13 protein-coding genes are annotated in these 16,569 nt (G+C 64.9%); 3 read left to right on the plus strand and 10 right to left on the minus strand.

Annotated elements, in window-relative coordinates; genetic code table 11:
- Positions 1 to 10: 10 nt before the first annotated feature.
- Both BUA41_RS01475 and BUA41_RS01480 read right to left on the minus strand, forming a co-directional pair.
- Entirely contained in the window at positions 11 to 445 is a 435-nt protein-coding gene (locus BUA41_RS01475; RefSeq protein ID WP_245791824.1) for a fasciclin domain-containing protein, read from the minus strand.
- A 227-nt stretch (positions 446 to 672) separates the two neighbouring features.
- Positions 673 to 1,230, minus strand: a complete 558-nt coding sequence (locus BUA41_RS01480) for an NUDIX hydrolase (RefSeq protein ID WP_072818983.1) — start codon at positions 1,228 to 1,230, stop codon at positions 673 to 675.
- A gap of 71 nt (positions 1,231 to 1,301) precedes the next feature.
- Between BUA41_RS01480 and BUA41_RS01485 the strand changes: the two genes are divergently transcribed.
- Positions 1,302 to 1,943, plus strand: a complete 642-nt coding sequence (locus BUA41_RS01485) for a CoA pyrophosphatase (RefSeq protein WP_072818985.1) — start codon at positions 1,302 to 1,304, stop codon at positions 1,941 to 1,943.
- A gap of 1 nt (position 1,944) precedes the next feature.
- Complete coding sequence (locus BUA41_RS01490; RefSeq protein WP_072819431.1) at positions 1,945 to 2,613, plus strand: 2OG-Fe(II) oxygenase; 669 nt, start codon at positions 1,945 to 1,947, stop codon at positions 2,611 to 2,613.
- 142 nt (positions 2,614 to 2,755) lie between these two features.
- Here BUA41_RS01490 and BUA41_RS01495 read toward each other — a convergent pair whose 3' ends face one another.
- Genes BUA41_RS01495 through BUA41_RS01505 form a run of 3 tightly spaced genes read right to left on the minus strand, consistent with a single transcriptional unit; the run spans position 2,756 to position 9,882 of the window.
- Positions 2,756 to 3,562, minus strand: coding sequence for a hypothetical protein (locus BUA41_RS01495; RefSeq protein WP_072818987.1), 807 nt, complete (start codon positions 3,560 to 3,562; stop codon positions 2,756 to 2,758).
- A gap of 24 nt (positions 3,563 to 3,586) precedes the next feature.
- Complete coding sequence (locus tag BUA41_RS01500) at positions 3,587 to 5,170, minus strand: esterase/lipase family protein (RefSeq protein ID WP_072818989.1); 1,584 nt, start codon at positions 5,168 to 5,170, stop codon at positions 3,587 to 3,589.
- 44 nt (positions 5,171 to 5,214) lie between these two features.
- A complete protein-coding gene (locus BUA41_RS01505) occupies positions 5,215 to 9,882 on the minus strand; it encodes a malectin domain-containing carbohydrate-binding protein (protein WP_072818992.1) in 4,668 nt (1,555 codons plus the stop codon).
- 132 nt (positions 9,883 to 10,014) lie between these two features.
- On the opposite strand from BUA41_RS01505, the gene BUA41_RS01510 reads away from it, so the two are divergent.
- Positions 10,015 to 10,734: a sulfite exporter TauE/SafE family protein gene (locus tag BUA41_RS01510; RefSeq protein WP_072818994.1), complete on the plus strand. Its 720-nt coding sequence runs from the start codon at positions 10,015 to 10,017 to the stop codon at positions 10,732 to 10,734.
- A gap of 17 nt (positions 10,735 to 10,751) precedes the next feature.
- Here the strand turns inward: BUA41_RS01510 and BUA41_RS01515 are convergent, their stop codons facing one another.
- The 5 genes from BUA41_RS01515 to BUA41_RS01535 all read right to left on the minus strand — a co-directional run bounded on the left by BUA41_RS01515 (position 10,752) and on the right by BUA41_RS01535 (position 16,558).
- Positions 10,752 to 11,366: an undecaprenyl diphosphate synthase family protein gene (locus BUA41_RS01515; RefSeq protein WP_072818997.1), complete on the minus strand. Its 615-nt coding sequence runs from the start codon at positions 11,364 to 11,366 to the stop codon at positions 10,752 to 10,754.
- Between the two features lie 81 nt (positions 11,367 to 11,447).
- The gene (locus BUA41_RS01520) at positions 11,448 to 12,221 is read right to left on the minus strand and encodes an enoyl-CoA hydratase/isomerase family protein (RefSeq protein WP_072818999.1); all 774 of its coding nucleotides are present in this window, start codon (positions 12,219 to 12,221) and stop codon (positions 11,448 to 11,450) included.
- An 11-nt stretch (positions 12,222 to 12,232) separates the two neighbouring features.
- Positions 12,233 to 13,081 (minus strand): 3-hydroxyacyl-CoA dehydrogenase family protein, encoded by an 849-nt coding sequence (locus tag BUA41_RS01525; RefSeq protein ID WP_072819001.1) that lies wholly within the window; start codon positions 13,079 to 13,081, stop codon positions 12,233 to 12,235.
- 28 nt (positions 13,082 to 13,109) lie between these two features.
- Positions 13,110 to 14,738: an acyl-CoA synthetase gene (locus BUA41_RS01530; protein WP_072819004.1), complete on the minus strand. Its 1,629-nt coding sequence runs from the start codon at positions 14,736 to 14,738 to the stop codon at positions 13,110 to 13,112.
- Positions 14,739 to 14,752: 14 nt separating this feature from the next.
- Complete coding sequence (locus BUA41_RS01535; RefSeq protein WP_072819434.1) at positions 14,753 to 16,558, minus strand: acyl-CoA dehydrogenase; 1,806 nt, start codon at positions 16,556 to 16,558, stop codon at positions 14,753 to 14,755.
- Between the last annotated feature and the right edge of the window lie 11 nt (positions 16,559 to 16,569).

A 16,569-nucleotide genomic window follows, 5' to 3' on the forward strand; every position in this document is an offset into this window, starting at 1 on the left:
GGATGACGGACTATTCGGGCATCAGCACGCCGTCGATGACATGGATGACCCCGTTACTCGCTTCGATATCCGCCTGGACCACCGTGGCGTCGTTTATCATCACCGAATCGCCTTCCGTGGAGATATTCAGATCCTGGCCCTGGACGGTCGTCGCGGAGGCGGCCTGCATGGCATCCGCCGCCATGATCTTTCCAGATACCACATGATAGGTGAGTATCGACTGAAGCTGCTCCTTGTTCTCGGGCTTGAGAAGTTCATCCACCGTGCCTTCCGGTAGTGCGGCGAAGGCCTCGTCGGTGGGTGCAAACACGGTGAAAGGCCCTTCACCCTTGAGTGTCTCGACGAGTTCGGCCGCCTTGACCGCCGCGACCAGCGTCTCGAATTGCCCCGCCTCCACCGCCGTATCGACGATATCCTTCTGACCGCCACCATGGTTATCGGCCATTGTCGCGCCGGAGAGCATCAATCCTGCCAAACCTGCACCAAGCCACCGGGTTGCCACACGCACATGAGCATTCATTTTCGGTTCTCCTCGAGAGTCGAAACCTCGACATTGCGCGATGAAGGGTTCATCCGCGCTGCGCTGCGTTGTGCAGCTCTTGTACAATATAGTCTACTTGTACAAATACAGCACAGCTTTTAAGCGCCACTCGGTGAATCCGTCGCCCCGTTTCAGGCACTGCCGAAGTAGCGCTCGCGATCGTCGCGACCGATATCGCTGATATGCAACGGAAAGATCGCCTCGTGGCGATCGCCGAAGTAGTGATGCAGGGTACGCTCGATGGTGGGAAAGGCCAGTTCGTCCCAGGGAATCTCATCCTCGGCGAACATCGCCACCTCCAGGCTCTCGGGGCCCGGAGCGAAATCGCCGATCAGATCGGCGCGAAAGATCATGTAGACCTGATTGATGTGGGGCAGATTGATCAGAGTATAGAGATCGTGAATCCTAACCTCTGCACAGGCCTCTTCCAGGGTCTCGCGCTCCGCGGCCTCGAGGGTGGTCTCGGCGTTCTCCATGTAACCCGCCGGTAGCGTCCAGTAGCCCTTGCGCGGGGCGATGGCCCGCCGACACAGCAGCACGCAACCATCGCGGATCGGCAACGTCCCGGCAACGATGCGCGGATTCTGGTAGTGAATGGCACCGCAGGCGTCGCACAGATAGCGCGGTCGATCATCGCCTTCGGGAATGGCGAAACGGACACCTTGCCCGCAGTGACTGCAGAAGTTCATGAATACCTCATGCGCATGCTTGACGCTGTCCGGAGGGCTGGGTACAAGTAATGAAACCCGATGGAAGCTCCATGTTAGAGAAACTCCACGAGCGCCTGCAAGCGCACGCGCCACGTCGACTGGGTTTGTCCCTGCCCCAGGCTGCCGTCCTGATCCCCATCGTGGCCCGCCCCGAACCGACGCTGCTGTTCACCCGGCGCGCCGCGCACCTGAAGCAGCATGGCGGTCAGGTGGCGTTCCCCGGGGGCAAGCGGGAGCCCGACGACCCCGACCTGCTGACCACCGCCCTGCGCGAGGCCCAGGAGGAGATCGCCCTGCCCCCACGGCGGGTGCGCCTGCTCGGCCGGCTGGGCGATCTGATCTCGCTGCACGGCATCCGGGTGACGCCCTTCGTCGGACTGATCCCCGCGGACCTGCCGCTTCGCCCCGAACTCGGCGAGCTGGACAGCATCTTCGAGGTGCCTCTCACGGTGTTTCTCGACGACCAGCGCAGCCACACCGACGTGATCACCGTGAACGGACGCCCCCTCTACGTGCCCAGCTATCAGGCTGGCGAGCATGTGATATGGGGACTCTCCTCGATGATGCTGGTGGAGCTGCTGGCCGTCGGTTTCGAGCGTCCCATCAGCCTCGATCGTGCACCGGACGACAGCCGCCTGCATTATCGCCCCGAAGCCCGTCAGCCCGTGTTCGACGACTCTTCGGATGCCTGACATGCCGCACCACCGCCCCGCCACGCCACCGGCACTGAATGAGGATGCCCTGACCCGTCTCGTCGACGCTCTCGTCGAGAAGGGTTGGTTCGTGGGCGAGCGCTTCATCGACGCGGAACTCTGCCAGGCATTGCGGGATGAGTTGTGGACGCTCTCGGCCAACCAGGCGCTGACCGAGGCCGGCATCGGTCGCGGCGCACGGTATCGATTGCGGCGCGACGTTCGCGGCGATGCCATTCACTGGCTGGACCGGGAAAGCCAGGCCCAGCGCCGCTACCTGGCAGTGATGGAGACCCTGCAACAGCAGATCAATCGGGCGCTCTATCTCGGCCTGTTCGAGTTCGAGGCCCACTTCGCCCACTACCCGCCGGGAGCCTTCTACAAGACGCATCTCGACAGCTTCCAGGGTCGTGCCAACCGAATCGTCTCCACGGTGCTCTATCTCAATCCCGACTGGCCGGCGGACGGCGGGGGCGAAATGGCCATCTACGCCAGCGACGACGCGGATCGCGAACTGGCCCGGGTGCTGCCCGAAGCCGGCACCTTCGTCTGCTTCCTTTCCGACCGCGTGCCCCATGCGGTGCTGCCGACCCGCCACCCCCGCGCCAGCATCGCCGGCTGGTTTCGGCGCAATGCCTCGCTCGCCGGGCTAGTTGATCCGGCTCGCTAAGGAAGCGCTGAATAAAACGGCGAGCGCTCTCAAGCACAAGGCGCACGGAGCGCAGGAACCGCAGCATATGGGGGATATGTGAGGATTGCGAGCACCGCGCAACGCAGTGATTGGAGTGCGCAGACATTTATTCAGTGTTTCCCTAACCCCGTGGCGCGTCGGGCAGATACGCGCCGGTGACCCGAGTATAGGCCGCAGAAGTGCGCCCGCCGGGCACGCCGTCCACCTTGAGGAAGATGCCCGGGTAGGTGTTGAGCCAGCGCTGCAACTCCTTCACCCGAGCTTCCAGGTGTTTGTCGTGCGGTCGTTGCCTGGCATACCTTGGCACCAGGGGCGAGTCCTCCTCGGCCGGCGGAGGCCGATCGGCAAAGGCAACGAGGCCATTTTCCGCCATGCGCCTCAGCAGCACCGCCGCGCCGCATTGCCGCGAAACCGCCGAGTCCGACCAGGTGCCGTCCGCCACGTACTTGCCGCTGGTGTAATGGGTCGAGAAGCTCCACAGGTAGGGCGACAGCACCTCGGGGTGGTAGAGGCGATAGCCCCAGCCGTTGTAGCGCTCGAGCTGGTAGAGGGTGCCGGCGAGACTCCAGTCGGTCCTGGTGCCCAGGCGCTTCATGGCCAGCGCGTCCTGGGCACTCTCCTCCCAGCGGAAGGGCGGCGACCCGCTGCGCGGCCGGCCCGCGGGCACCTGCACGGTGCGAGCATCCAGCGGGTCGCCGTTGTGCAGATGCCGCGAGAAGTCGGCGCTCGCTTCCATGTTGTGGATCACCGCCAGGAACCCCCAGGGTACCCCTTGCGCCTCGCCGACCTGCTGGTAACGCGAACGATTTTCCTGCATGCCCTCGATCAGCCGATCGACGGCCTGCCTGCGCGCCGGGCGAATGACACAGTCTTCGAAGAGCCGTTCGTATTCGCGGCGCAGGGGTTGGGTCAACGAGACGCTGGGCATGTTCTCTCCTCGGACTGACGGTTCTCAACTCCAGGGGCGGGCCTCGATGCACAGGCGCCCATGCAGGCCGGGGCGGGCCGTCTGCTCGATGGGAATGTCGAAGGCCAGGCCCCGGGCCTCGCCCTCGATGCCGCGGGTCTGGGCCAATATGCCCGGTTTTCCCGGGTTCATCTCCTGGAAGCCATACTTGATGCGACACCCCGCCTGGGAGTTCGCGTCTGGAAACACCTCGATCAGGATCAGTCGACGCAGGATGAACCCCCCTTCGAAGTGTCGCTTCAGGAACATGACCCCATCCACCTCGTAGTCGGGCACCAGCACCTTGAGGTCGACGGCAAAGCTCACCGATTTGGAGGATCGCCGCTTGAGACTCTTGTCCCAGTCGAGAAACACGGAAAAAAGATGCGGGCGCCGCGAATGTCCGGTGGTGACACCGGAGCCTGCCCGTCCCGGAAACAGATCCGCGAAGGTGCGAAAGATTGCCGAATTCTCGCGAACCTCGCGTCGCGTCATCTGCCACTGGCAGCCGCGCACACTGGCCGAGACCTCGAACTGGTAGGAGGCGCGGATCGGCTTGCCCGCCTCCTTGGCCTTCTGCACTTCCAGGGGCAGGGTGATGTCGTCGATATCCAGCATGCCATCCACCCGCAGTTCGCCGAACAGGAAGCGGGTCAGGTTCTGATAGCCTTCTTCCGAGTTGACGATACCGTAGTGGCCGGAATGGCTGCGGTGCACGAAGGCCCGGGGCGAGGTCACCTCCTTGCCCTGGCTGTCCGGCCCGTGGGTCGTGGCGTTCCTGATGCACACCAGCCCGTCGCTGGCCTCCCCCACGGCCCAGGAGGACAACCCGCCGGCCGCGGTGTAATCCCGCGGGTTGGTGCCCACCAGGTTGAAGATGCGCTCTGCCGGGAACCCCTTCACCACCGAGACATCGTCGCCCCGGGGCACATCGAGGTACTCCGCCATCCGCTCGCGATTGAAGTTGTTGATGTCACCGAAGGAGAGCCAGCCGGGCACGTTTCGCACGACACGCATGTCGATGCCGTTGTGGGGCGTGGCGTAGGTGAACAGCTTGTCGACCGCCCGGCGCGCCTCGTCCGAACCGAGCCTGGGATTCTGCAGGAAGGCGCGACACACCAGCCCGCCCATGGAGTGGGCTACCAGGTGCACGCGGCACGCCTCGGGGTCGATGTCGTTGGCCTTGTTCGCACAGACCTTGTCCCGCAGACGCAGGATCAGGTTGCCGAGTCCCTTGGCAAAATGTTCGATGGGGGGCGTCTCGCCATCGCCGAAATCGTTCGAGGCTTCATCGTAGTAGCGATAGATGACGATACAGCGATAGGGAACGGGCCGGTCGTGGTGCTCGGCGGCCACCAGGTCGTCGCCCTCCACGAAGACGTCCTTGTAGCCATGATCGCTCATCAACCGCACCAGCGGCGACTCGAAGAAGAAGCGCCGCACATCACCGGTCCAGGCGACCCGCGTCTTGGTCGAGCCGATGTTGAAGCCCATGTAGGGATCGGCCACCGTGTCTTCTATCTCACCCTGGGTGGCGGCGAATCCACGCACGTAGATGATCGGATGGTAGGGATGCAGTGCGCTGCGCATCGCGAGCTCTCCGAATGACGTTCTTGGCCAGCCGACCGCTCGGGTCAGCCCGAGGTGACGTCGAGGTATTCCCAGCGCGCCTCGAAGGAGGCCATCGCCTTGTAGTCGCAGGCGGTCACCCCGATCGCGGTTGCCGCCCCCGGGTCGTTCAGGTTCGCCAGTACCGCTGCGGGCAACGACTCGGCGCTGGCGGTGACGAATCCCGGTGTCGTGGTGGCGCGCAGGCCACCGATGACGGCATCACTGCCATCGAGCAGGGTCACCTCCGGCGTGACGACGCCCGACGCCTTGTCGATCACCAGGGCCATTTCCACTGCCGCGACGTCGTTCAGCCCCAGGCCCGCACTGGAGAATAGCGTATCGAGTGGGTAGATCGTGTCGATGCCGCCGCCGTCTGGATTCGACCAGAGTTGCACGGCGTTGCCGTTGTTGCCGCCGAATACCAGCTTGACCAACTCGTTCTTGCCCTGGGTACCGAGGCCGAAGAGGATGCCCTGCTGGGCGTAGTTGGGAACGGTTCCTGCCGTCAGCCCCTGGGCGGTCAAGGCGGCCGGGAAGGGATTGGGAATGCGGGTGGCGATGCGGATCGTGCTCAATGCCGGGTCGCTGAGATCCGCGTGCTTGATGAAGTCGTTGGCACTCTGGCCCTTCGAGATATCGCCGTCCGAGGTGTCGATCACCAGGGCGCCCCCGGTCACCGTGGCGGCTTTCGTGCCGTCGACGATCCCGCCCAGGGTGTCGTCGAAACCGCCCTCGACCAGCGGTGTACCGTCGGTCGCGAAGTCCAGGGAGAAGAGCCCGCCGGTCGTCACGGCGAGGCTGAACGGCGCCTCGAATGCCGCTACCCCGTTGCCGGCGTTGTCCAGGTAGCTGTCGGCCGCGACACCGATGGTAAAGGTGCCACTCGGCCAGGCGTTGGTCGCCGCCGGCGGCGTCAACTGGTAGGTGATGGCCACGCTCTTGCCACCATTGCTGGTCACGATGGCGCCGCCTCCCGATGCCAAGGACGCCGTGGCCGGAGCGATGCCGGTGAAGATCAGCTCGTCCCCGGTGATGGAGGCCAGGTCGACGCCGAGATTGTCCGTCACCACCACGGTGGCGTGTATCGGGCTGTCGTTGTCGGTCGGCGTTTCCACCGTGATCGACTCGACCACCGGCGCCTCGCTGTCCGGCGGCGGTCCGATCTCGACGATCTCGATGGCGTTGACCTTGGGGTTCTCGTCGATATGGTTGAAGGCCAGGTTCAGGGTGCTATCGGCGGCAATCAGCGTATGGCTGCGCGACAGCGCGACACCCAAGAGCGCGTCCTGACTGGCCCCGGGGCCGAGCAGGTCGCTGGCTTCCTGGAGCGGATTGATGCCGGCGAACACCGTGGGCACGCTGCCCTCGACCTCCACGTCGAAGAGGCGATCGCCGCTGTAACCGAAGATGCCGTCCCAGTTCTCGGTGTAGTAGAGCGTGACGCGATAGGTCTTGCCCGCCGTCACGGGGAAGCCGTATTCGAGCTTGGGCGCCGCCGCACTGCCGTCATAGCGTTCGCTGGCGAACAGCTGCCAGGGCACCGGCGCGCCAGGGAGATGGGACAGATCGATTTCACTTTCCTGATTGGTCGCACTGCCGCTGAAGGTATCGGCGGTATTGCCGAACAGATAAGGGAAGCCTGGATCGGTATCGCCCAGCCAATCCGGACCGCTATCGATGGCGGCGATGGTGCCGCCCCCGGCATTGACCCGGTAGACCACGGTTTCGACGGCATTCGGATCGCCCAGGGCCTCGATTTCCAGGAAATGAAAGTCGATGGCGGAGAGCCCGTCCGCAATCGCCGCATCCGCCGGCGTGGTTTCGGCGAGGAAGCCGAAGGCCGCTCCGGAGGGCAGCGTGGTAGCGCCATCACTGATGGTATGCGCACCGGTCAGCACGTCCTGAAGGACGCCGCTGGGCAGGCCATAGCCACCCAGATCGAGTTCGACGAAGTCGGCGGCGTTGCTCAGCTTGTAGGCGGCCTTGACGGCGAAACTCGCCGCGATGTCGATTTCCAGGCGCAAGTCCAGGGTCGTCACGGCAACGTCGGCGAGGGCGGGTACCGCCACCTGGGCCAGGGGCGTGTAGTTGGTGTCTCCGATCTCGACGCCCACCTCGAACCCGGCGCTCGTCGAGCCGCCATCGGGCACGGCGCCGAACATCAGACGCAGGAAGTTGAACTGGGTGCCGTCACCGAACATCAGCCCGGTGAGTTGCCCTGTCTTGAGGCCGCCGACCACGGAGGGGATCCAGTTCTTGACCCGTGTGGTCGCCACCAGCGTCTGCACACTGACTCCCGGTCGTACCCCCACGTGCATGGCGTCCCGGGCGGTGTTGGCACTGCCCACCACGGTGCCGCCGGCCACCTTCTTGATCTGGAAGATCGGCGCATTGCCGCCGGGGATCACGTTGCCGCCCAGATCATAGAGCCCATCGCGCTGCTGATCCGGGGCAAAGCCTTCCTCGGCGGTTCGAGCGTCCTGGTTGGGGGTGACGCCGTCCAGCGCCGCCCCCATCAGGCCGGTATCGAGAATCGTGCCCGGATAGGGGCTCTGGGTGGGATCGAATTCCAGCAGAATCTGACCGCCGGCCTCGATCGGGAACCCGTTCTCGGCGCTGAACTCGAAGGGGTCGTGGAGGTAGTCGATGCCGTCCAGGTCCTGATCCGTGGGGTCCGTCACCTCGCTGCCGGCCAGGGGCACCGTACCGTTGTTCGGCTGATAGATCTCGATGAAAGGCCCGTTCTGCTTGAAGATCGCCGCCCACACCGAGCCCTGGAACGCCGTCTGACCGCCGAAGGCGCTGATGTCATCGCCGATGGCCGCCAACCCCAGGGGGGCGCCGCCGGCAGACAGGGTGGTGCGATCCGCCGCCAGGGTCTGGCCGCTGGTGCCGGGGGTGGTCTGCACGATACCGTCGGCGTCGCGACCGATCACGATCAGCGTGCCCTGGTTGAGACTGGCGGCGAACAGTGCCCCGGACATCTTCACGCCGCTGCCGGTATCGTCGAGCAGGGTCGAGGTATATTCCGCCAGGCCATTGATGGAGCCCTTGCCGGCATCCACCGCGCCATCGGTGTAGCCGCCTTCGAGATAATTGCCCTCGACGGGCACGAGCTCGGCCACGACATCGTCGATATCCGCCGGCAAGCCGCATTGGCCGAGCACGGTCTCACCCGACGGCGACCCGCCGCTCACCGGAAAGGCCCCGCCGGCCTGGGTGATGAAGTAGAGCTCTCCCGGGGTGACCCCGATCACCCGGCTGGTCAAATCCCCCGGCCCGACCGAGGCGTAATCCGCCTCGACGTCGGCAAGGAATGCCGTCACCGCATCGAAGTCGCTGCTGCCGGGGCCGCTCTCCTCGACGTCGGAGACCAGCAGGAAGGCATCCTCCACCCCATTCTTGGGGGTATAGAGAATGCCCGAGCGGGCGCCGCTGGCCCGAGTCGGATTGGGGTGCCCGCCATAGACCAGGGTCAGGAGCTGGCTGGTTTGCGGATCTTGCCACTGGTAGGTCGTCGCGCCCCCCTGCCCCGCGGACAGCGAGCGTCCGGCGAGATCGTCGGAACGGGTGATCTCGTGCAGATGGTCGAAGTTCTTCGGATTCCAGCTCTCCAGGTTGATGGTATCGCCGCTGTTGCCATCGCCGTTGTTGAGGTTGGTGGCGATATAGCCGGTCGGCAGCGGGTTGTCCACGCTGCCTCCATCGTCACCCGGCTCGCCGATGGGCCGACCGCCCCAGCTGTTGTTGGCGCCGTTGTCGTAGGTCCAGACCCGGCCGTCTTCGGTCACCTTGACGTCGTAGGCGTTACGATAGCCCGGCGAATAGAGGCGTACCGGTCCATTGGCCACGAGCTTGCCGCCGTTGAAGGCGTCGTTGCCCCCGAACGGATCGTTGCTGTCGGGATTGCCGACGCGGGTCGGGTCGTTCAAGGTGGGAATATCGTAGATATAGGCGCGCCCCGAGTTCCCGTCGACCTGCACCGGCATCGTCTTGAGCTGATCGAGATCGACCTCGAGAATCGCTCCGCTGTAGGCGGTTTCCTGCTGGCCGGCGAAGTTGTTGGAAGGTGCGCCGCAATTGGTGTTACCCCCATTGGCCACGATCATCCGCTCGCGGGTCAGCAAACCGCCGACATCGACACTCTGGATGATTTCCAGGCCATTGAGGGAGTGATTCTCCTCGGAGCGCGCCAGCCCACGCACCAGATCGATGGCCGTCCAGCCGGTGGCGGTCTGGTCGATGCGAGTGATGATCCCGGAATTGGTGTCCAGGCCGATGTCGCTGCCGTCGCCCCCGGCGCCGATGCGGCTATCGCTGGAGGTCACGTAGACGCTCACCGCCGGCTTGCCGTCGATGCTCAGTGCATTGCCGGCGCCGTCGAACTGCTGCACCGCGGTAATGCCGGTGACCTGGCGTTCGAGCCCGGCGGCGGGGGTACCGTCGTCGTTGAAGTTGGGAATGGTCTTGACGTGATCGAGGGTCTCGGCGGCGGTGACGTAGAAGACGCTGGTGGCATCGCCGTCGTCCGGTGTCGGATCGCCGAAGTCCACCGTCAATACCTTGACGCTGCCGCTGACCTCGGTAACGTAGAGTCGCCCGTCCGGCCCCCAGTCCAGTGCCGTGGGCTGACTCAGCGTCACCAGGCCGTTGAGGTCGAGACTGCTGCTGGCGAAATTGTTGGTGACCATGCTCAGCCCCCGCCAGGCTGTAGGAAACATAACCCCGGTTAATTTCAGCCTAGCCGCTTTACAGCTTCTTACAAGCAAAAAACGTTATGTTAACACCAGGAATTTGCCTCTTACTGGCTCGTCGGAACTCTCATGGACAGTGATATCGCAATCGCCCTGGCGGTTTCCGCCGCCGCCGGCCTGATGCGAGGCTTCGCCGGCGTCGGCTCGGGGATGCTCATGGCGCCGTTCTTCATTCGGCTCTTCGGCCCGATAGAAACGGTGGCCATCATCATCATGATGGAAAGCGTCGTCACGGCGCAGCTGATCCGCGACGTTTATCGCCACATCAACTGGCGGGTGATTCTGCCCATGGGAATCGCTGCCATCCTGACGATGCCGATCGGCAATCATCTGCTGGTGTCACTGGACGCCGAGACGATCGGACGCGGCGTGGCATTGCTGGTCATGCTGTTCGCCCTGGTGCTCATGACCGGATGGCGCTACACGGGTCATAAGCCCTGGCCGGCAACCCTTGGCGTCGGGGGCCTGTCGGGGGTGCTGATGGCCCTGACCAGCCTCGGCAACCCGCCGGTCATGCTGTATCTGCTGTCCAGCCGGGACTCGGCGGCCACCAACCGGGCAAACTTCACCGGTTACTTCGCCATCACTCTTGCCGCGCTGCTGGGGGTCATGCTCTACCAGGGGCAGATCGGCCAAGGCGCCCTGGTCAAGACTGGCCTGCTGCTGCCCGTTTTCATGCTGTCTGCCTGGGTGGGGTCTCGCCTGTTTCGTCAGGCGAACGAGGGTCTGTATCGTCGAATCGCGTTCGGCATCCTGTTCTGCGCGGGTCTTTATGGTTTGCTTGCCTAGATACCATCCCCTCGGGCCTAGCCTCCCAGGGTACGATCCTGTTGCTTGAACCAGGTCAGGGCCTGGTCGAGATGTTCCGGTCTGAAGTCCGGCCAGTAGTCGTCGACGACATAGAAATCGGCATACACCGATTGCACCGGCAGGAAGCCGCTCAGCCGCCTTCCGCCCCCCCAACGCACGATCAGATCCAATTGCGACACCTCCCGAGAACGAATCTCGCCCTCGGCGAGTCCGGCCAAGTCCCACTCCCAATGATAGTTCGCCAGGAAGTTCACCTTGATGCCCTCTCCCTGGCGCGTCTGGAAGGCCCGCAACTCGTCGGGCAACTGGGAGGAGCCGTACTTGCCGACCACCAGCAGGGCCGCGCCGCGGCGGGCAATTTCCAGGGCGAACTCCACGCAGGCGGCGCGAAACGCTTGAATCTGCGGTGAGGCCCGCTTGGTGTTGTCCTGGGTGAAGCCGTACACGGAGACTTCGGGAATCCCCAGTTTCTTGCAGAGCTCGAACAGGGCAAGTCCCGGCTCGATGCCGAACCGATACCCTTCCTCCTTGGGCAGCCCCCGATGGGCGGCCCAGCGTCGATTGCCATCCGGGATGAACCCTATGTGCTGGGGCAAGGCGCGTCTTGTCATTATTCTCGATCCATCAAGCGTTACGTTGCACGAAAGCCTCTCGCGAGGAGGCCGGCCTTGCCCGGATGGGGAACGCCCGCCTCAGAAGTTCGGCTTGCGCTTCTCGACGAAGGCGCCCATGCCTTCGCGTTGCTCTTCGCTGGCGAATTCCTGGGCGAACAGGCTGGTTTCCAGCGCCAGGGCGCTGTCCAGGTCCTGTTTCATGCCGTCGTGGATGGCGCGCTTGGCATCACGGATGGCCTGGCGGCCATTCATGACGAACTGCTGGGTGAGTTCCGCGGCGGCGACTTCTAGCTTGCCGACCGGTACCACACGATTGACCAGGCCGATGCGCAGGGCCTCGGCGGCATCGATCTTGCGTCCGGTGATGATCAGGTCCAGGGCCATGGCCGGGCCGACCCGGCGCGGCAGGCGCTGGGTGCCACCGAAACCGGGGATCACCCCCAGGTTCACTTCCGGCTGACCAAAAATGGCGTTGTCGCTGGCAATGGCCCAATCGCAGGCGAGCGCCAGCTCGCAACCGCCGCCCAGGCAGTAGCCATTGACCATCGCCACCACCGGTACCGGAAGCTGTTCGAGTCGCTTGACCGTGGCCAGCGCCTGACCGGCGAAGGCGCGGGCTTCATCCGGGGTCTTGTCGCGCATCTCGCTGATGTCGGCCCCGGCGACGAAGGACTTCTTGCCGGCGCCGGTGATCAGCACGGCGCGCAGGTTCTTGCGGCCCTCGAGGTCGATGAGCACCTCGTTGAGCTCCTTGAGCAGCGCGGAGTTCAGCGCATTGAGCGCCTCGGGCCGATTCAGGGTCAGGCGAACCACCCCCGTATTTTCGGTCACTTGGACAAGCTTGTCGCTCATAACGATTCTTCCTATTGATAGACGTGAAAACCGCGACCGCTCTTGCGGCCAAGGTAACCCGCAGCCACCATGCGCCTGAGCAGGGGGCACGGGCGGTACTTGGGATCGCCGAAGCCTTCCTGAAGCACTTCCATGATGGAGAGGCAAACGTCCAGGCCAATCAGGTCGGCCAGCGCCAGGGGGCCCATGGGATGAGCGGCGCCCAGCTTCATGGCCTGATCGATGGCTTCCGGCGTCGCGGCATTCTCCTGCACCAGGAAAGCGGCTTCGTTGATCATCGGCACCAGCAGGCGATTGACGGCAAAGCCCGGCGAATCGGCAATGGGCACCGCGGTCTTGCCCATTTGCTCGGCAAGCTGCTCGACCTTCCCGACGGTCTCGTCGCTGGTCTGCTCGGCACGAATCACCTCGACCAGCTTGAGCACCGGCACCGGGTTGAAGAAGTGCATGCCCACCACCCGCTCGGGGCGCTCGCAGACCGAGGCCAATCGGGTCAACGACAGCGAGGAGGTATTGGAAGCCAGAATGGCATCCCGGCTCAGTTGACCGAGGTCACGGAACAACCGTTCCTTGATTTCCGCACTCTCCGGGGCCGCCTCGATGATGATGTCGCAGTCGCCCAGGGCCTCGAACTTCGAGGTGGTGTCGAGTCGCTCCAGGGCCTCGTCGCGCTCGCCTCCCGAGAGACGCTCCTTGGCCACCAGCTTGTCCAGCCCCTGGCCGATGTGCTCCCGGGCCCGGGAGAGCTGACCGTCGGCCACGTCGTAGAGTCGAACTTCGAGGCCACTGGTGGCCACTACCTGGGCGATTCCCTGCCCCATGGTACCGGCGCCGACGACACCGATTCGGGAATGACTCATCCATGCATCTCCTCTGGATCTGGAAGTATCACTGCTTGCGCGCTTCATCGCGCAGCACGAATTTCTGGATCTTGCCGGTGGAGGTCTTGGGCAACTCGCTGAAGATCACGTAACGCGGCACCTTGAAATGGGCCAGATGCTCCCGGCAATGGGCAATGATCTCCTCGGCGGTGGTCTCTTCACGGCCCGGCTTGAGCTTGACGAAGGCGCAGGGCGTCTCGCCCCATTTCTCGTCCGGCCGCGCCACCACGGCGGCCTCTTCCACCGCCGGGTGGGTGTAGATGGCGTCTTCCACCTCGATGGTGGAGATGTTCTCGCCGCCGGAGATGATGATGTCCTTCAAGCGATCCTTGATCTCGATGTAGCCGTCCGGATGCCACACGGCGAGATCACCGGTATGGTACCAGCCGCCGGCGAGCGCCGCCTGGGTCGCCTGCTCATCCTTCAGGTAGCCTTTCATGACGTTGTTGCCGCGCATCAGGATCTCGCCGATGGTCCGACCGTCTCTGGGAACCGGCTCGAGGGTCTCGGCATCGACCACGCACAGCGCCTCGAGCATGTGGCCGCGCACCCCCTGGCGCGCCTTGATCCTGGCCCGTTCTTCCAAGGGTAGTTCGTCCCAGGCCTCGCGCCAGGCGCATACGGTGACCGGACCGTAGACCTCGGTCAAACCGTAGACGTGGGTCACCTCGATGCCCAGGGTCTCGATGCCGGCGATCACCGAGGCCGGGGGTGCGGCGCCGGCCACGGTGACCTTGACCGGGTGTTCCAGGGTACGCTTGTCCGGGTCGGGCAGGTTGACCAGGCCGTTCAGCACGATCGGCGCCCCGCTGAAGTGGGTGACCCGCTCGTCGACCAGCAGTGTCATGACCTTCTGCGCCTCGACCTTGCGCAGGCAGACGCTGGTCCCCGCTGCCGCCGCGATGGTCCAGGGAAAGCACCAGCCGTTGCAGTGAAACATCGGCAGGGTCCAAAGATAGACCGGATGGTGAGGCATGGCCCACTCGAGGATGTTGCTGACCGCGTTCAGGTGCGCGCCGCGGTGATGATAGACCACGCCCTTGGGCTTGCCGGTGGTACCGGAGGTGTAGTTCAGCGAGATGGCCTGCCACTCGTCCTCGGGCAGCCGATACGGCGCATCCGGGTCGCCCTCCGCCAGCAGCTCCTCGTACTCGATATCGCCGATTCGTCGGGCCTCCCCCTCGAACAGCGCATCCATCACGTCGATGATCAACGGCTTGCGATCGAGTCTGGCCACCGCCGCCTCGATCACCGTAGCGAACTCCGGATCGACCAGGACCGCCTTGGCCTCGCCGTGAGCCAGCATGTAGGCGATGGCCTCGGCGTCCAGGCGAATGTTCAGGGTATTGAGCACGGCGCCCGCCAGGGGCACGCCGAAATGGGCCTCGAACATCGCCGGCACGTTGGGCAGCATGGCGGCCACGGTCTCGCCCGGCCGGATACCGCGAGCCTCGAGGGCCGAGGCCAGGCGACGGCAGCGCTGCCAGGTGGTGAGCCAGTCGCGGCGCAGTTCGCCGTACACTATTGCCGGATAGTCCGGATAGATCTGTGCGGTACGTTCGATGAAGGTCAGGGGCGACAACGCCACGTGGTTGGCCGGTGTCCGGGGCAGGCCCTGCTCGAAGATGCTTGACATGCGGATGTCTCCTCTCAATGGCCGGTCGGCGTGAAGTCGAGCAGCGTCGTAGTACCTGCCTCGATCACGGCCCGCTGGGCGCGGCCCACCGGCAGCCAGTGGCGCAGGGCAAAATCGGCACCGGCCAGCTTGGCGCGATAGAAGGCTGCGTCGCCCTGGCCCGCCTCGAGGGCTGCTTGCGCCACCAGGGCGGCCCGTCCCATCTGCCAGGCGCACAGCACGTGCCCGGCCAGGGACAAGAACGGCGTGGCATAGGCCTGGACGGCGTCCGGTCCGGTGTCCGCGTCGCCGCCCTCCTCCAGCACGATCGCCATGGCGGCGCGCAGGTCCGTCGCGCCTGCCGCCAGATTGTCGCCCAGCACGTTCAACGACGCATCGTCGGATAATGCCGCGGCCGTCGCCTCGACTTCGTCGATCAGGGCGCACAGGGCCGCGCCGCCATCGCGCTGCAGCTTGCGCCCCGCCAGGTCGAGCGCCTGGATGCCGTTGGTGCCCTCGTAGATGGGGGCGATGCGCGCATCGCGCAGCAACTGGGCGGCACCGGTCTCCTCGATGAACCCCATGCCCCCATGCACCTGGATGCCCAGGGAGGCGATATCCACGGCCTGATCGGTGGAGAAGGCCTTGACCACCGGAATCAGTATATCCACCCGCCCCTGGGCCCGGCGGCGCGTCTCGTCGTCGGCGGCATGACGCGCCTGATCCATCTGGGCGGCACAGAACAGCGCCAGTGTCCGCAGGGCGTCGGTGCGCGCACGCATGGAGAGCAGCATGCGACGCACGTCGAGATGATCCGCGATGGTGCAGGCGTCACCACCTCGCGCCTTCGAGCTGCGCCCCTGGACCCGCTCCCGGGCATAGGCCAGCGCCTGCTGGCAGGCGCGCTCGGCCACGCCGATACCCTCCACGCCCACCTTGTGACGCGCCTCGTTCATCATCGTGAACATGTGATTCAGGCCGCGACCGAGTTCGCCGACCAGGTAGCCGATGGCGCCTTCCTTCTCGCCGAAGCTCAGGGTGCAGGTAGGCGAGGCATGGATGCCCAGCTTGTGTTCGATGGAGGCGCAGACCACGTCGTTGCGCTCGCCGAGGCTGCCATCGTCGTTGACCAGGAACTTGGGCACCAGGAACAGCGAAATGCCCTTGTTGCCCTGGGGCGCGTCCGGGGTGCGGGCCAGCACGAAGTGCACGATGTTCTCGGCCATGTCGTGCTCGCCCCAGGTGATGTAGATCTTCTGGCCGGTGAGACGATAGTAATCGCCTTCGGACGCCTCGCAGGGGACCGCGCGGGTGCGCACCTGGGACAGATCCGAGCCCGCCTGGGGTTCGGTCAGGTTCATGGTGCCGGTCCATTCGCCACTCACCAGCCGGGCCAGGTAGAGCGCCTTGAGCTTGTCGCAGCCGTGCTGGGACAACGCCTCGATGGCCCCGGCGGTCAGCATCGGACACAGGCCGAGGGCCATGTTGGCGCCGTGCAGCATCTCCTGCACGGCGCTGGCCACCACTTCGGGCAAGCCCTGACCGCCCCATTCTTCGGAAACCCCGATGCCGTTCCAGCCCCCTTCGGTATAGGCATGATAGGCCTCGACGAACCCCGCCGGCGTAGTCACCCGGCCCGCCTGCAGTGTCACCCCCTCCCGATCGCCGGAGTGATTGAGGGGCGCCCAGACCTCGCCGGCCAGGCGGGCTGCCTCTTCCAGTATCGCCTCGATCAGCTCGGGGCCGATCTCGTCGAAACAGGGAAGAGTCAGGGAGCCATGGTCGAGCAGTTCCTCGAGGACGAAGCGAAAATCACGAACGGGGGGAGCATACGGGGTCATGAAAGGCACCT

This window comes from Modicisalibacter ilicicola DSM 19980, from assembly GCF_900128925.1.
GTDB lineage: Bacteria > Pseudomonadota > Gammaproteobacteria > Pseudomonadales > Halomonadaceae > Modicisalibacter > Modicisalibacter ilicicola.

What these genes read in the sequence shown, in the direction of transcription:
- BUA41_RS01475 (WP_245791824.1), bottom strand. Translation starts at nt 445, where the DNA reads ATGGCCGATAACCATGGTGGCGGTCAGAAGGATATCGTCGATACGGCG.
- BUA41_RS01520 (WP_072818999.1), bottom strand. Translation starts at nt 12,221, where the DNA reads ATGAGCGACAAGCTTGTCCAAGTGACCGAAAATACGGGGGTGGTTCGC.
- BUA41_RS01525 (WP_072819001.1), bottom strand. Translation starts at nt 13,081, where the DNA reads ATGAGTCATTCCCGAATCGGTGTCGTCGGCGCCGGTACCATGGGGCAG.
- BUA41_RS01530 (WP_072819004.1), bottom strand. Translation starts at nt 14,738, where the DNA reads ATGTCAAGCATCTTCGAGCAGGGCCTGCCCCGGACACCGGCCAACCAC.
- BUA41_RS01505 (WP_072818992.1), bottom strand. Translation starts at nt 9,882, where the DNA reads ATGGTCACCAACAATTTCGCCAGCAGCAGTCTCGACCTCAACGGCCTG.
- BUA41_RS01485 (WP_072818985.1), top strand. Translation starts at nt 1,302, where the DNA reads ATGTTAGAGAAACTCCACGAGCGCCTGCAAGCGCACGCGCCACGTCGA.
- BUA41_RS01535 (WP_072819434.1), bottom strand. Translation starts at nt 16,558, where the DNA reads ATGACCCCGTATGCTCCCCCCGTTCGTGATTTTCGCTTCGTCCTCGAG.
- BUA41_RS01480 (WP_072818983.1), bottom strand. Translation starts at nt 1,230, where the DNA reads ATGAACTTCTGCAGTCACTGCGGGCAAGGTGTCCGTTTCGCCATTCCC.
- BUA41_RS01500 (WP_072818989.1), bottom strand. Translation starts at nt 5,170, where the DNA reads ATGCGCAGCGCACTGCATCCCTACCATCCGATCATCTACGTGCGTGGA.
- BUA41_RS01510 (WP_072818994.1), top strand. Translation starts at nt 10,015, where the DNA reads ATGGACAGTGATATCGCAATCGCCCTGGCGGTTTCCGCCGCCGCCGGC.
- BUA41_RS01515 (WP_072818997.1), bottom strand. Translation starts at nt 11,366, where the DNA reads ATGACAAGACGCGCCTTGCCCCAGCACATAGGGTTCATCCCGGATGGC.
- BUA41_RS01495 (WP_072818987.1), bottom strand. Translation starts at nt 3,562, where the DNA reads ATGCCCAGCGTCTCGTTGACCCAACCCCTGCGCCGCGAATACGAACGG.
- BUA41_RS01490 (WP_072819431.1), top strand. Translation starts at nt 1,945, where the DNA reads ATGCCGCACCACCGCCCCGCCACGCCACCGGCACTGAATGAGGATGCC.